Origin of the sequence: Kitasatospora sp. MAP5-34, assembly GCF_029894335.1 — a bacterium.
In the GTDB taxonomy this organism is placed as follows: Bacteria; Actinomycetota; Actinomycetes; order Streptomycetales; family Streptomycetaceae; genus Kitasatospora.
In genome coordinates, this window is record NZ_JARXZC010000001.1 from 17,435 (window position 1) to 31,112 (window position 13,678).

At 70.4% G+C, this 13,678-nt stretch carries 11 protein-coding genes and 2 pseudogenes; 7 read left to right on the forward strand and 6 right to left on the reverse strand.

Features of this window, described 5'->3' with window-relative positions; translation table 11 throughout:
* Positions 1-219 precede the first annotated feature (219 nt).
* On the reverse strand, positions 220-1,155 hold the full coding sequence (locus tag P3T29_RS00100) for an NADP-dependent oxidoreductase (protein ID WP_280714088.1): 936 nt from the start codon (positions 1,153-1,155) through the stop codon (positions 220-222).
* 373 nt (positions 1,156-1,528) lie between these two features.
* Positions 1,529-2,266 carry a hypothetical protein gene (locus P3T29_RS00105; protein ID WP_280714089.1) on the reverse strand — a complete coding sequence of 246 codons (738 nt, stop codon included), beginning with the start codon at positions 2,264-2,266 and terminating at the stop codon, positions 1,529-1,531.
* 26 nt (positions 2,267-2,292) lie between these two features.
* Here P3T29_RS00105 and P3T29_RS00110 point away from each other — a divergent pair, with 26 nt between their 5' ends.
* From P3T29_RS00110 to P3T29_RS00125, 4 genes and pseudogenes are all read left to right on the forward strand, one after another.
* Positions 2,293-3,243 (forward strand): acyl-CoA dehydrogenase family protein, encoded by a 951-nt coding sequence (locus P3T29_RS00110; RefSeq protein ID WP_280714090.1) that lies wholly within the window; start codon positions 2,293-2,295, stop codon positions 3,241-3,243.
* Positions 3,244-3,331: 88 nt separating this feature from the next.
* Positions 3,332-3,520: pseudogene (locus P3T29_RS00115) on the forward strand (hypothetical protein); the annotation flags it as partial.
* 415 nt (positions 3,521-3,935) lie between these two features.
* Complete coding sequence (locus P3T29_RS00120; protein WP_280714091.1) at positions 3,936-4,229, forward strand: cytoplasmic protein; 294 nt, start codon at positions 3,936-3,938, stop codon at positions 4,227-4,229.
* A 133-nt stretch (positions 4,230-4,362) separates the two neighbouring features.
* The gene (locus P3T29_RS00125; RefSeq protein ID WP_280714092.1) at positions 4,363-5,562 is read left to right on the forward strand and encodes a hypothetical protein; all 1,200 of its coding nucleotides are present in this window, start codon (positions 4,363-4,365) and stop codon (positions 5,560-5,562) included.
* Positions 5,563-5,615: 53 nt separating this feature from the next.
* On the opposite strand, the gene P3T29_RS00130 is transcribed toward P3T29_RS00125, so the two are convergent.
* The 3 genes from P3T29_RS00130 to P3T29_RS00140 all read right to left on the reverse strand — a co-directional run bounded on the left by P3T29_RS00130 (position 5,616) and on the right by P3T29_RS00140 (position 8,111).
* On the reverse strand, positions 5,616-6,815 hold the full coding sequence (locus tag P3T29_RS00130) for a glycosyltransferase (protein ID WP_280714093.1): 1,200 nt from the start codon (positions 6,813-6,815) through the stop codon (positions 5,616-5,618).
* 47 nt (positions 6,816-6,862) lie between these two features.
* Complete coding sequence (locus P3T29_RS00135; RefSeq protein WP_348532783.1) at positions 6,863-7,186, reverse strand: transposase; 324 nt, start codon at positions 7,184-7,186, stop codon at positions 6,863-6,865.
* 79 nt (positions 7,187-7,265) lie between these two features.
* Positions 7,266-8,111, reverse strand: coding sequence for a DUF817 domain-containing protein (locus P3T29_RS00140; RefSeq protein WP_280714094.1), 846 nt, complete (start codon positions 8,109-8,111; stop codon positions 7,266-7,268).
* Between the two features lie 171 nt (positions 8,112-8,282).
* Between P3T29_RS00140 and P3T29_RS00145 the strand changes: the two are divergent.
* The 3 genes and pseudogenes from P3T29_RS00145 (at position 8,283) to P3T29_RS00155 (ending at position 11,251) form a co-directional block, all read left to right on the forward strand.
* A pseudogene (locus tag P3T29_RS00145) lies at positions 8,283-9,519 on the forward strand (BRCT domain-containing protein).
* Between the two features lie 226 nt (positions 9,520-9,745).
* Entirely contained in the window at positions 9,746-10,126 is a 381-nt protein-coding gene (locus P3T29_RS00150) for a hypothetical protein (RefSeq protein WP_280714095.1), read from the forward strand.
* Between the two features lie 36 nt (positions 10,127-10,162).
* Positions 10,163-11,251, forward strand: coding sequence for a WD40 repeat domain-containing protein (locus tag P3T29_RS00155; RefSeq protein ID WP_280714096.1), 1,089 nt, complete (start codon positions 10,163-10,165; stop codon positions 11,249-11,251).
* Positions 11,252-11,866: 615 nt separating this feature from the next.
* Here P3T29_RS00155 and P3T29_RS00160 read toward each other — a convergent pair.
* Positions 11,867-13,516, reverse strand: coding sequence for a multicopper oxidase family protein (locus P3T29_RS00160; RefSeq protein WP_280714097.1), 1,650 nt, complete (start codon positions 13,514-13,516; stop codon positions 11,867-11,869).
* Between the last annotated feature and the right edge of the window lie 162 nt (positions 13,517-13,678).

The window sequence follows — 13,678 nt, forward strand, 5'->3', positions numbered from 1 at the left end:
AGTGCTGTCCAGGCCCTGATCCGCGGTTTCGTCCAGGTCGGCAGCACACCTCTCCCACCAATGCGAGGGCGTTTGACGTAGGCGTAGTGCCCTTTATGTTCTAGTAGGTTCCTCGCCAGGTTGGTGTGTTCTCGTCCGTCCCTGAAGTCCAGGGCGACGGTTCCCAGGCCGTCGAGCTTCAACGGCACCCCGACATGGGAGTCCACCAGTCGTTCGTCGCTACGGGACGGTGATGAGGACCTTGCCCCGGATGTGCTTGCCCGCGAAGTCGGCCACCGCCTGCGGGGCGTCGGCGAACGGGTAGGTGGCGCCGGTCTCCACCCGCAGCCGTCCGTCGGCCGCACGAGCGGCCAGGTCCTCCAGGTCGCCGGGCTCGGCGGTGAAGCTGCCGATGTAGACGCCGGTGACTCCCCGGCCCAGGTCCTGCGGCCCGAAGAGGGGGGAGACCAGCCGGCCCCCGTCGCGGACCGCGCGGGCCGTGGTGGAGAGCGTGTCACCACGGTTGATCAGGTCGACCACCACATCCACGCCGTCCGGGACCTGGCGCAGCGTCTGCTCCGCGACGTCGCCCGCCTTGTAGTCGACAGTGCCCCGCGCACCGAGCCCGCGCACGTAGTCCGCGTCCTCGGAGGTCGCGGTGGCGATCACCTTGGCGCCGAGCGAGGCGGCGAGCTGTACCGCGTACAGGCCGATACCTCCCGTTGCACCGACCACCAGCACGCTCTCACCCGCTGCGAGGCCGACCGCGCGCAGCAGGCACGTGGCCGTCATCCCGGACTCGGGGATGGCCGCGGCGTGCGGTGCGGCGAGGCCGGCGGGCCGCTTGGCGAGGTGCGGGCCCACCGCGACCACGGTGTACTCGGCGACGGCCCCGGCTTGACCGGTGAAGGCGAGCACCGGGTCACCCGGTGCGTAGGCCGTCACCCCCTGACCGAGTTCGGCGACGGTACCCGCGGCGTCCATCCCCACGACGAGGGGGTGTTCGACGGGGAAGAGGTCTTTCATCGCGCCCGTGATCAGCGCGAGGTCCAGCGGGTTGAGGGCTGCGGCTTCTACCTTGAGCAGCACCTCACCGGGACCTGCGACGGGCTTCGGGAGGTCGGTGACGATGACCCCGTCGAGCGTCGTGTACTCGCGGGCTACGAGAGCCTTCATCCGGGAACTCCAGTCGGGGTGTCGGGGCGTCGGCGCGGAACAGGCCGCGTTCACTTCTACACCCTGCCGCCCCTGTCTCCAGGTGAGCGGCGTCGGCGGCGCGTCGGCGGTATGCGTCCGGCGCTTCCCCTCCTACCAGGAAGCGAACGCCTGACGCGCCGCCGACGACACTCCAGTCGTGCGGGCGCCCGCCGTCGCTGAGCGGGTGCCAGATCGCTGCGTCCGGGCCGCGCTGCGTCCGGGCCGCGCTGCGTCCGGGCCGCGCTGCGTCCGGCACCGGTTCTGGACGAAGCTGGGGTTGGGTGGGTGGCGCGCGGGCCGTCCCCCTGGGTGGGGAACGGCCTGCGGCTGGGTGGTTCGGTGGTGTCTGCGCTCAGCCCAGTTGCTGGGCGTTCAGGCTCCTGAGGTGTTCGTGAGCGGGACTTTCCTTCGCGTAGAGGACCTGGATGTCGATGGCGAGGTCGGTGCCAGGGTCGATGGTGTGTCCGCCGCCCGCCGGGGAGCCGAGCAGGACGCTGCCCTCGGTGCCGTCCCGCAGGATCTGGCCCCAGAAGACATCGGTGAAGCCCTTGTACAGGGAGGTCCCCTCGGGCAGGTCACCGAAGCCGAGCGCCCATTTCACGACGCGCGTCCGCGCGGCACGCACCGTGATTCGGTAGGAGTAGATCCACTTCTGGGTCTCCCAGTCCTGCCACTTGCCCAGGAAGGCCTGCTCGACGACCAGGTTCCCCAGGAAGGGAGCCGCCAGCGCCGACTGTGGCTGGTCGTTCCAGGTGCCGTTCGGACTGTCGGCCATCGCGATCCGCCGCAGGTCCGCGATCGCGGACCTGCGGTCCACCGGCAACGAATGCCCACGCTGGTCGGCGGCTGAGAAGAGCGCGTTGTCCTCATTGGTGCGGTTGACGACGCTGCTCACCCCGTCGCCGCTGTGGTCGAAGCCGTACACGGAGAAGTCGTTGACGTACGTGCCGACCGGGATGACCAGGATCTTGTCACCGACGCCCGGCCTCTGGCCGATGTTGAAGTTGGTGGCGCGGTAGAGGCCGAAGCATCCCTCGGGGCACGCCTCTTCTCCCTGGCCGTAGATCAGCTGCGCGTTCTCGTCGCTCACCGCGTCTGCCTTCCTGTTGACGACTGATGGACCCGGACAGTAGCGGCCGGACCCCTACATCCGCTGAAGTCCTTCGGGCCGTGGCATGTCGGGCGCCGACCGGACCGGTGCCCGGCGACCCGCGACGCGGTCACAGAAACCCTGCCGATACGCTAAGTGAATCTAGCATCACTATTTGTAGTCGGACGGTTCGAGTCGCGTGGTCACTTCGCTTCCGATTGGCCGGTTCCAACCGCTCAGTTGACGCAGAAGAGCCACCCGAGTACCAGGGCTTCGGCGTACCACCAGCGCCACCGCCAGGCCCAGCGGCGGCTGGTGGTTCAACGGCGAGAAGTGCTGGGTCTCCCGCCTCACCGGGGCCAGTGCCTTCGTCGTCTTCTTCAAGGACCCGGACGGGCGGATCGCCGCCGCCGCCATCGACGCCGACGCCCCCGGCCTTCAGCGCCGACCTGCTCGCCGGCCCCGGCGGTGGCTTGCGGGTGTTCCGCGAGCACTTCGCCGCCTTCCGGCCGCTGGTCGCCGCAACCGCGCTCGGCACCGCCGCCGGCATCCACGCCCAGGTGACCAGCGCGCTCACCGCCCGCGTGGCCTCCGGCATCGTGCCCCGCCTGCGCGACACCGCCCTGGTCACCCTCGGCCGCACCCAGTCCGAGCTGTACGCGGCGCTCCTGGCCGCCCTCGCCGGCGCCCGCCTGACCGCCACCGGCCACCCGCAGGCCGACACCTGGTCCCGCTCCGTCAAGGCCACCGCCGTCGACACCGCCAACCGCGCGGTCGCCGAGCTGTCCCTGCTCGTCGGCGCCGGCGGCCTCCAGGCCCACTCCACCCTGGCCAAGGCCCGCGCCGGCCTCGGCGGCCTGCTCTACGCCGACGGCATCCACGACTCCCTGCTCCGCTCGGGCGGCCGCACCCTCACCACCGCAGCCCGCGCCCGTGCCCGGCGCACCACCGAACACGAACCCGCACAGGTCGCCTGACCCGCGAACCACTGAGGCCCGGTCTCCAAGTATTCGGAGACCGGGCCTCAGTGTTGGCGTGGGGAGCGGGTTCAGTCCAGTGTCTCTCTACCGCGAACTGGTCGCCGGACCCCTGGACGGCCTGCTGCTCGATGTCACCGGCTGGAGTGGTGATGAACTCGCCGACGGCGCCGCGCTCCATACGGAGATCGGGGCGTTCGGGGCCGGTGGGCGGGCGCACTACGCCCCGCGTCCAGGTGATCGGCTGCGGTGGGACTGGTCCGGGGATGCGCCCTGACCGCATCAGGGCGGCGCGCCGTTCGGAGGGCGGGTGTCTGTAAGCACTTCCTGTGGCCCAGCTCTGCGGGTCGGGTGGCTCCCGGGTTGTTGCAGGGAAAAGGGGTCCCACCTGTGGTTCGCGGGGTCGACACGACTTCTGATGGCGTAATTGGTCGGTTGCTCCGGTTGGCGGCGTCAGGCTGTGCCTCGTTCTCGATCGCGGCATCGCGGCTATGTCGGGAGGCCGGGTTGTTGTCGTGCGTGGAGTTGTGCAAGCGCATCCGTCGTGAACCGCCGTCGACCGGATCGTCTGCTCGTTTGCTCGTTTGAGCTCTTCGCCGGCGAGCAGGCCGCCGTCTATCGCTGTCCCGCCCGAACACGCCTTTGCACGCCTGAGGATGCCTCAGATCACCAGATGACCAAGGAGAACTGCCATGGATCAAGATCCCACGATCACCAACCCAGAGTTCTACAAAGTGATCTTCGAGAACGAGCGCGTCCGGGTGCTGGAGTACCGCGACAACCCAGGTGATCGGACCGAACTCCATCACCACCCCGACACTTTGATGATCACGCTGAGCAACTTCCGGCGCAGGCTGACCGTGGGAGAACAGATGGTCGAGATCGAGAAGCCGGCATACGAGGCCGGCTGGCTGCCTGCCCAGACCCACGCCGGCGAGAACATCGGGACGACGGGTACTCACGTCATGTTCGTCGAACTCAAGTGACCCCCGCGCCCAGTCCAGCCCGGTCTCGAACCTCGGATCCGAGACGGACGGGGCGGTCGTCCGTCGACTCCGGCGGTGCCGCGGCCGCGAAATTCCACGGCGTGTGGTGTGCTCGGGTCGGTAGCCTCTGCCCGTGCGAAACATCGAACTACTGGCGCCGGCCGCTCGGCAGGTCGACGCAGTCGGCCTGCGCGGGTTGGACGCCGACGAACTCGCCCGGTACGTGGCCGATCCGGCCCACCCGTGGTGGCGGCGCGAGCCGTGCGTGCGGGCGCTGGCCGATCGGGTGCCGGAGGGGCGGGTCGCCGAGCTGATCGCCCGTGTCCAGGACCCGGACGACACGTCCGAAGTCCGCATCGCGCTGCTCGACCTGCTCGCGGACCGGGCAGAGTTGCTGCCCTGGCTGCGGCACGAGGACCGGCGGGGAGACGACGACTTCGGCATGCGCGAGGCCTTTCTCGAGGCCCGCGGCCGGCTCGGCGACCGCTCGGCCCTACCGGAGCTGGCGGCCCTGGCCGCCTCCGAGTGGCCGCACCGGCGGGCGGTCGGCGAGGCCGGGCTGTACGCGCTGGCCCGGCGGTACGGGAACGAGGCGATCCTGGCCGACCTCGGCGACGGGCAGCCCGAGGACCGGGCGGCCCGCCTCCGGCTGCAGGACGAGGAGCTGGCCGTCTTCGCGCTGGCCGACCCCGACCGTTCCGTCGCCTTCCTGGCCCAGTCGCTGCTGACGGACGAGCACCGCGTGCGCGCCTACCTGGACGAGGCGCCGACCACCGAGGCGAAGCTCTGGGCCGCGTACGCGCTGTACCACCTCACCGAGGACGCGGTCGAGACCCGGGCGATCTACGACCGCCTGGGCCGCCCCCGCGTCGAGGTGGCCGGCCTGGACGAGGAACTGCGCGGCGTGATCGTGCACGAGTACGCCGGGGACTGCAAGGCGCGCAGCGACCCGCGTTGGCGCGTCGAGGTGCTCTGCACCGAGCCGTCGGCCCGGCCCGACCAGGACGGGCAACTCGGCCGGGCCATGGCCGCGCTGACCGCGGCGGGCCTCGAACCGGCGTCCCCGGTCTCCGCCGGCGACCACCACCAGCAGGGCGAGGGGACCTACCACGTGATCGCGTGCGGGGGGAGCCTGGTGCGCATCAGCACCCTCGGCCGGTTCGCCACCGGCTACGACGCCGACCTCACGGCCCGTCAGGTCCTGGAGGCGGCCGGGTTCCGCTGGATCGACGACGAGACCGGTGCGATCAAGGTCACCGACCTGTGCGTCTACTACTTCGGCGGGCGGGTGCCCCTCACCATCGACACCCTGCTGTTCTACTGGCAGGACTAGCGAAACAACTGAACTTGAATTCGTGATGTCGGCCACCAGGCAGGATCGAGCGGCTACTTCTGAGGCGGCCTCGATGGGCATAGGTGAAGGCCGAGCTCGGCGGTGAGGGAGACGAGCGCTTCGTGGACCGTGGGTGCGGTCCGCATCTCAGCGGCGATCCGGCCAGCCGCCGTCCGGTACGACGGGTCGGCGAGAACGGCCTCGATGGCGGCCCGCAGGCGCGGGACGTCGGCGGGACCGGGCAGGCCCATGGCGTCTGCGGGGCCGCCCGTGGGGAGGACGGCCGTTCCGGCGCCGGCGGCTTCGACGAGCCGGGCGTTGGTGGGCTGGTCGGCGAAGAGCGGCACGACGACCAGCGGGACGCCGGCCGCCAGTGCGCCGTAGGTGGTACCGGAACCGCCGTGGCAGACCACCACGGATGCGGCGGCCAGCACGTCCGGGGCCGAGACCCACTCCTCGACGTGGACGTTGTCCGGCAGCGGTCCGATTTCGGACAGGTCGGTGGCACGGCCGCCGGACAGCAGTACTCGCACCGGCAGCCCGGACACCGCGTCCAGCGCAGTCCGGCAGGCTGCGGCGCCGGCCGGCATGCCGCCCGACACGGTGCCGAAGGTCACGTAGACGAGCGGGTCCGTGCAGTCGCCCCACCAGTCGGGCAGCGGTTTCGGCGTGGAGACCGGTTGGGCTGTTTCCCGGAAACGGCGGGTCATGGTGTACGGGGACGGGTCCAGTGAGGCCGGAAAACGGGTCAGGTAAGGCGTCGCCCGCAACCGCTCCACCAGCCGGCGACCGTAGGGTTCCAGAGCGGGGGCCGCGAGGTCGAGCGAGTACGCCTCGATGTTCGCCGGCGAGGTCGCGACCTGGGCGTGCGGGATGCCGAGCCGCTCGGCGACCACCGCCGAGGCGTATTCGCACGGGTCGTGCAGCACCAGGTCGGGCCGCCACCGGCGGCACGCCTCCTCAACGGCCGGGATCATCGCCGCGGTGCACAGTCGCCCGAACAGCTCCCGGTTGACCAGCACCGCCGCCTCCTCGCGGGACGCGCTCGGCAGCCGGTCGCGGATCGCTGCCCTGTCGGCCGGCTCCGGCTCTGCCCCGGTCCGAAACGGTATCCCGCGCTCCGTGAGCAGGTGCTCCAGCGGCGGCGGCACTACCGCGAGGACATCGTCCCCGCGGATCGAACAAGCGTTGACGAAGGGCACCAGTGGGGTGAAGTGGCCCGTTCCCGCAGGCGAGGTGAAGAGTACGCGCATGGCCCGAGCCTAGGGAGCCAGAGCACCGGGTGGGTGGCGTTTTCGGCTCAGTCGTCCGCGCTCAGGCCTGTGCTGACGAAACAGCCGTCGACCAGGTCGGGGCGGTACTGGATCTGCTTGAGCTTGCGCTTCACGGCTCTGGCGATCTGGCTCAGGTCGGCGGCGGCGAGGTTGCCGATGTCGCGTTTGACCAGGGACCAGATGCCCTCCTGCGGGTTGAGGTCGGGGGCATATGTGGGCAGTTGGAACACGGTGAGCCAGTCGGCGTTGGCCTCGAAGAACTCCCGCAGTGGCGTGACCAGGTGCAGTCGCACGTTGTCCCACACGAGCACGATCGGGCCGCCGAGCTGTGTACGGGCGCGGATGACCAGGTCGCGGTTGACCGTCCGGCGCTGCGCCGCTGACCTGGGGTGGGGAGTTCACCGGCCGGTGGTCAGTGGCGGCCCGGGCTCATGCCGCTGGCCGGGGTGGGGTCGGGGAGCTCACTCCGCGATACCGCGCGTTACCGCGTCGTCCCGACTGTCCTGGTGGCCCGGCCAGCCGGTGGACGAGTACGAACATCACAGGTATCAGCAACGCCCAGGACGACCACGTGCCGATCGACATCGGGTGCCAGGTCGGCAGTTGGTAGGGGTACCGCCAAGCCCCCAGGCGGGTGGAGATGTTCTCGGCGAGCCAGAGGAAGAAGCCGTTGAGGGCGAAAGCGAGGGCCAACGGCATCCGATGCCGCGTCCGACCGACGGTGAAGTGCACCGTGCTGCCCGCCGACACCCAGAACAGTGTCAGGGCAAGCACCCAGCGCAGGTCGGAGATCCAGTGGTCGGCGAGGAAGTTCAGATAGGCGGCTCCCGCAACCGCGGCGACCACGTTCGGCCGGTACCTGCTGACCTTCAGGTCCATGATCCGCCAGGCGGCGCAGACGTAGCTGCCGACGGCGGCATACATGAAGCCGCTGTAGAGCGGGACACCGGCGACCTTGGTCAGGGCCGCTTCGGGGTAGCTCCAGGAGTCGACGCCGACCTTCACCAGTTCCAGTACCAGGCCGAGGAGATGGCAGGCGGCGATCACAGCGATCTCGCGTCGGGACTCCCAGCCGACGAGCCAGGCCAGCGCCGTCAGCAGCAGCCCGTAGAGGAGCAGAAGGTCGTAGGGGGCGATGGGAGTCACTGGCAGCAACCGTACCGAAGCCATGCCTGCGAACAGCGCGACGGCGAAGGCGCAGCTCCGTGCCTGGAGTCGGCCGAAGAGCAGCAGCTGTCGGAGGAGGACGCTGCCACGCTGAATTATCGGATGCATGTGGTGATCGACAGCACGGAGGACGAGTCCGGTTCCCTGGGAGGCGACAGCGGTCCTACCCGACCGCACCGACCTCCTCGACGGCTTCATCCGCGAAACCGGACTGACCCTCACCCCATCCTGACCGTCACCCCGAACCGCAAGCCTCAGTTGTCAGTCGTGCCCGAGAGGATGGCGGCCATGAACCCCCCTGCCGCTCTGGCCTCCTCTGCCGCCTATGCCGACGCTGTGACCACCGCCGTCTCGGCGGCAGCGGCCTACTACGAGGACGGCACCACGCCGCTCGGCGACGACGAGTACGACGCCCTGGTACGCGCCATCGAGGCATACGAGGCCGCCAACCCGGACGAGGTCGTGCCCGAGTCCCCGACCGGCAAGGTCGCGGGAGGCGCGGCGGTCGGCGACATACCCCACTCGGTGCCCATGCTGTCGCTCGACAACGTGTTCTCCGACGAAGAACTGACCCACTGGGCGGCCGGGCTCGATGCTCGGCGACCAGGTGTTCGTCTACCGGGCGGGGGACGTGATCCCCCGGGTGGAGGCGCCGCTCCCCGACCAGCGCACCGGCGCCGAGATGCCGATCCTCTTCCCGGAGGTCTGCCCACTCTGCGGGGACCGCATCGACACCTCGGAACAGCGGTGGCGCTGCGTCCGCGGGCGCGGCTGCCAGGCCGTCGCGTCAATCCTCTACGCGGCCGGCCGCGACCAGCTCGACATCGAGGGCCTGGGCCGCACCCGGGCCGTCCAGCTGGTCGACACCGGACTGGTCGCCGACCTCGCCGACCTCTTTACCCTGACCAGGGAGCAGCTGCTCACGCTGGAGCGGATGGGCGGCACCAGCGCCGACAACCTGCTCGCCGCGATCGAGACCGCCCGCGGCGCGGCGCTGAACCGTGTGTTCTGCGCGCTCGGCGTCCGGGGGACCGGGCGGACGATGTCGCGCCGGATCGCCGCGCACTTCGGGAGCATGGCCGCGATACGTACCGCCGACGCCGGGACCCTCGCGGCGGTGGACGGGATCGGCACCGGGAAGGCCCGCCTGGTCGTTGCCGAGCTCGCCGGGCTCGCCCCGGTCCTGGACAAGCTGATCGCCGCCGGAGTCGGCACCGCCGTCACCGAGCCGACCGCCGTCGCGCCGGAGGCCGACGAGGCGGTGGGCCCCCTCGCCGGGCAGACCGTGGTGGTCACCGGGGCGATGACGGGCACACTTGCCGCGCTCTCCCGCAACGAGATGAACGAGCTTGTCGAGGGGGCCGGCGGCAAGGCGTCCGGCAGCGTCTCCAAGCGCACCACCCTGCTGGTGGCCGGCGAGAAGGCCGGATCGAAGCGCACCAAGGCCGAAGAGCTCGGCATCCGGGTCATCACCCCGGAGGAGTTCGCGGCTCTGGTCGCCGACCACCTGACCTGACCGGCCATGGGGTGACCCACGGTTGGTGACCCCATCATGCTCCGCTGTAGTGGCAGGCTCCCGGAACCGTCTGGCAGTGCCAGCCCGTCCCGGCATTGTCAGGGCTGCTCACCGCCTGCCTCGGCATCCCCCGAGACGAACTGCCCTCAGCTTCAACCGGGTTGCTGCGACGCCCCGGGCCCTTCGTCCACGCCACCAGCTCGGCCGGGTCGTAGTGACCGGCCTCGTGAGTGCAGAGGATGACGTCCCCGGTCGACAGCTCCACCGGCCGGCCCTTTGGCACCTCGGCGGCGGCGGCACGCAGGCCGGCCAGCTACGTCCCGATGCCGAACGCGCCCACCGAGGCCGGGCCGGGGCCTGGGTGTCGGCCGCGCCGCCGCCCCCCACACCCCTCAGCGAGAACTGGATCAGTATGAACCTGCTGATGGTCAGCCCTGAGCCGGCGATCGTGGCGGCCGACCAGCACAGCCTGATCAAGCAGTTGGAGTACCTCGGGATCAGCGTGCTCCCGCCCCGGCTGTGGCACTCCCGGGTGCTGGGTGGCGGCTTCCATTGCGCCACCTTGGATATCCGGCGGGACGGCGGGCTGGAGGACTGCCTGTCCTGAGCACCCGTGACAGTGGCGCCGGTTAGAGTCCCGATCATGTCCGACACCACGCCGAACGACACCCTCCACACTGAACCGGCGGCGCAGTGGGGGGCGGACTGGTCCTCTGGCTCCCCGGTCGGGAGTCGGCGGAGGCAGCACGTGCTCACGGGCCACACCGGCAGGGTGTGCGCGGCGGCGACTGTGCTGCTGGACGGCCGCGTCCTCGCCGTCACCGGCGGCGAGGACGGGACGCTGCGGCTGTGGGACCTGGCCATCGGGCAGCAGGTCGGCGACCCCCTTTCCCTCGTCGGCTGGGTGGCTGAGGTGTTGACGGTGGCGACCGTCGTGCTGGACGGCCGCACCCTGGCGGTCACCGGCGATGTCGACGGGACGGTCCGGGTGTGGGACCTGGCCGTCCGGCAGCAGGTCGGCGAACCGCTCACCGGGCATGCCGGCTGGGTGTGCGCGGTGGCGACTGCGGTGGTGGACGGGCGCACCGTCGCCGTCAGCGCCGGGGAGGACGGGACGATCCGGATCTGGGACCTCGCCACTGGTCGGCAGGTTGGAGAGCCCCTTACCGGTCATGCCGAGGGGGTGTGGGCGGTGGCGACCGTCGTGGTCGGCGGCCGCACGCTGGCGGTCACCGGCGGCGACGACGAGATGGTGCGGGTGTGGGACCTGGCCGCCGCCAAGGAGGTCGGGCGAGCCCTCATCGGCCACATCGGCAGGGTGGTTGTGGCGGCGACGGTGCTGCTGGACGGCCGGACCCTCGCTGTCACCGGCGGCGAGGACGGGACGGTTTGGCTGTGGGATCTGGCTACCCGGGAGCCGGTCGGCGAACCTCTCACCGGCCAGGGCGACGCAGCGTGCGCGGTGGCGACGGCGACGGTGGACGGCCGGGCCCATGCCGTCACCGGCGATGCCGACGGGACGGTCCGGGTGTGGGACCTGGTCACCCGCGCACAGGTCGCCGAACCCGTCACCCGCCACGAGGACGCGGTGACGGCGCTGGCGACCGCCGTGGTAGACGGCCGAACCCTCGCCATCGCGGGCTGTGCTGACGGGCTGGTGAGTGTGTGGGACCTGGGCACCGGTCAGCGACCCCACAGCGCGCCCGTTGTTCACCTGCCAGGGCCCGGATAGTCTCCAGCCCAACGGATTCCGGCTGTTCCGCGCCGGCGCCTGCAGACGCTTCCCGGCCGGGCCGGACAGCCGAATGTGCAGGTCAACCTCCTGCGCCCCCGCATTGAGGTGAAGCCTGCGGACGCCGTGAAGCGGGAACCGGTTCGCCCACGAGGACGTCAGAGCGGTATGCGACGTACGGTGCGCCTGTTGGCAATGACCCTGCTCGTCTGTCTCGTGTCGTCCGGTTGCTCCGGCAGCACGCCGCCGGTCCACCTCACCTGTCGCCGCCGGCAGACGTGACGGTGACGAGCTCTGACGACAATCGGACCGTGGACATACACGTGGGGGAGATCGTGGCGGTGACGCTCCCCGCGGTTGATTGGGTGTTCCCGTTTGATGGCCTGTCCGACGTCCCGTCGGCCGGCCCGTCTGCGGTCCTCCGTCCGGAGGGGTCGCTGCAGACCCGCTACGACGGATCGTGCCGCATCACCTCGTGCCCCGGGAAGGTCACGGTCTGATGCTGACTTTTTGCTGACTCCGGATGGTCGATCAGGTCCACGGCCTTGGTGGAACCGTTGGTTCCGTGGTACGGCCTGCGGGTGTTTCCGCAGGCCGTACCCCCTGGACCGCCGCCTACGGGACCACGTTGATGTAGCTCATCATGCCGTTGTCCTCGTGAGCCGCGATGTGGCAGTGGAACATCCACCGGCCGGGGTAGTCGGCGAAGACCACCCGCACCACGACCTTGCCGGGCACGCCGTTGACCGCGTGCGGCACCGGGACGATGTCCTGCCGGTGTGTGTACGGCTGGGGAACGCCGTTGACCGACATCACCTGGAAGGCGCTGGTGTGCAGGTGGAAGGGGTGGTCCTCGCCGCTCTGGTTGACGATGGTCCACTCCTCGACCGTCCCGAGCTTGGCGGGGGTGGCGAAGACGGAGCTGTCCATCGAGAACTGGCGGCCGTTGATGTAGAAGACGGTGCCGTCGGCGTTCTCGGACAGGTCCAGGGTGCGGTGCTGGGCGACCGACCGGCCCGACAGGTCGACAGGTGCGGTCGGGACGGCGCCGGAGACGGTGGGCAGTCGGCGCACGGCGTGGCCGGTGACGTTGATCGTGGCCAGGACCGCGTCGGGGTAGGAGTCGCCCTGCGGGCCGTTGCTGTAGGCGGTGGTCCGCAGCGTGGTGCGGCCGGGCTTGCTGTTCGCGGTGACGAGTACGTCGTAGCGCTTGCCCGGCGGCAGCAGCAGTGTGTCGGGGGTGGTCATCCGCGACACGGGGGTGCCGTCCTCGCCGATGACGGTGAAGTGGTAGCCGTCCAGGTGGGGCTGGTAGAAGATGTCGGCCCCCGCGTTGACCAGCCGCCACAGCTGGGTCTCGCCGGGCTTCATCGACAGGACGGGCCGCAGCTGCCCGTTGACCAGCCGTACCGTCGGGTTGTTCGAGTTGATCGACGTGCTGCCGGTGTTCTGGACGATGTGGCCGGACGGGTCGATCTGCACGTCCTTCAGCACGAGAGTGTGCGCGGTGATGTGCCGCAGTGCCGGGGGCAGCAGCGTGCGGTCGTCGCCGACGACCAGGGCTCCGGACAGGCCGGCGAAGATCTGGTTCTCCACGTCACCGGGCTTGAAGTCCGGGCCGGACATGTCCTGCATCGCCTGCGCGGCAGGCGAGTTGGGATCTGGGCAGGTGGTGCCCATGGCGTGGCTGTGGTACCAGTACGTGCCGAGCGGGTGGTCGGCGGGAACGGCCAGCTGGTAGGTGGTCGAGCCGCCCGGGGCCACGCAGAGGAACGGGTCGTCCGACTGGCCGGAGGGGGAGACGTGCAGGCCGTGGAAGTGCAGGTTGGTCGCCACCGGCAGGTGGTTGACCAGCTTGATGGTGACCTTGGCGCCGGGCGCCAGGTGCAGGGTCGGGGCGACGAACGTACCGGTGTAGGAGTCGCCCTGCACCTCGCGCCCGGACAGGTCGAACCTCGTCCGGGTGGCGTCCAGGGTGATCGTCAGCTTCGGGTGCGCGATGGTGTCCGCGTCGGCCGGGTCGTGGAGGGGGGCCCCGGCCTTCATGCCCTTCTCCTGCTGGGCCGTCGACGGCGGCGGTGGCGGGGTGGTCGCCGGTGCGGCCGCCATCGCCTGGCTGCCGAAGGCCGCAGCCGTCAGCAGGGTCACGACGGTCAGCACGTGGATCGCGCGCCTGGTCCGGCGTATTCGCAGGCGCCCGGCCCGGGCGGCTTCCGCCTGGTCACTGACGATCAGTTCTGCTTCTGTGGGGGATTGTTCGGGCATATCGGATTCGTCCTCGGGTGGTGATGTCGTGGAATTTCGAGGGGACTCTAGTGCAATAGGTAAGGCTTTCCTATCCCCCGAGGTCCGCCGAGGTCCGCCGATGCCCGCCGATGCCGGCCGATGCTCCCGCCCCGGGGTGACTCGCTGCAAGGTCGGGTCACA

Excerpts from the sequence above, each read along its gene's own strand:
- P3T29_RS00100 (WP_280714088.1), bottom strand. The coding sequence starts at position 1,155 with ATGAAGGCTCTCGTAGCCCGCGAGTACACGACGCTCGACGGGGTCATC.
- P3T29_RS00155 (WP_280714096.1), top strand. The coding sequence starts at position 10,163 with ATGTCCGACACCACGCCGAACGACACCCTCCACACTGAACCGGCGGCG.
- P3T29_RS00120 (WP_280714091.1), top strand. The coding sequence starts at position 3,936 with ATGGATCAAGATCCCACGATCACCAACCCAGAGTTCTACAAAGTGATC.
- P3T29_RS00140 (WP_280714094.1), bottom strand. The coding sequence starts at position 8,111 with ATGCATCCGATAATTCAGCGTGGCAGCGTCCTCCTCCGACAGCTGCTG.
- P3T29_RS00160 (WP_280714097.1), bottom strand. The coding sequence starts at position 13,516 with ATGCCCGAACAATCCCCCACAGAAGCAGAACTGATCGTCAGTGACCAG.
- P3T29_RS00130 (WP_280714093.1), bottom strand. The coding sequence starts at position 6,815 with ATGCGCGTACTCTTCACCTCGCCTGCGGGAACGGGCCACTTCACCCCA.
- P3T29_RS00110 (WP_280714090.1), top strand. The coding sequence starts at position 2,293 with ATGGACCCGGACAGTAGCGGCCGGACCCCTACATCCGCTGAAGTCCTT.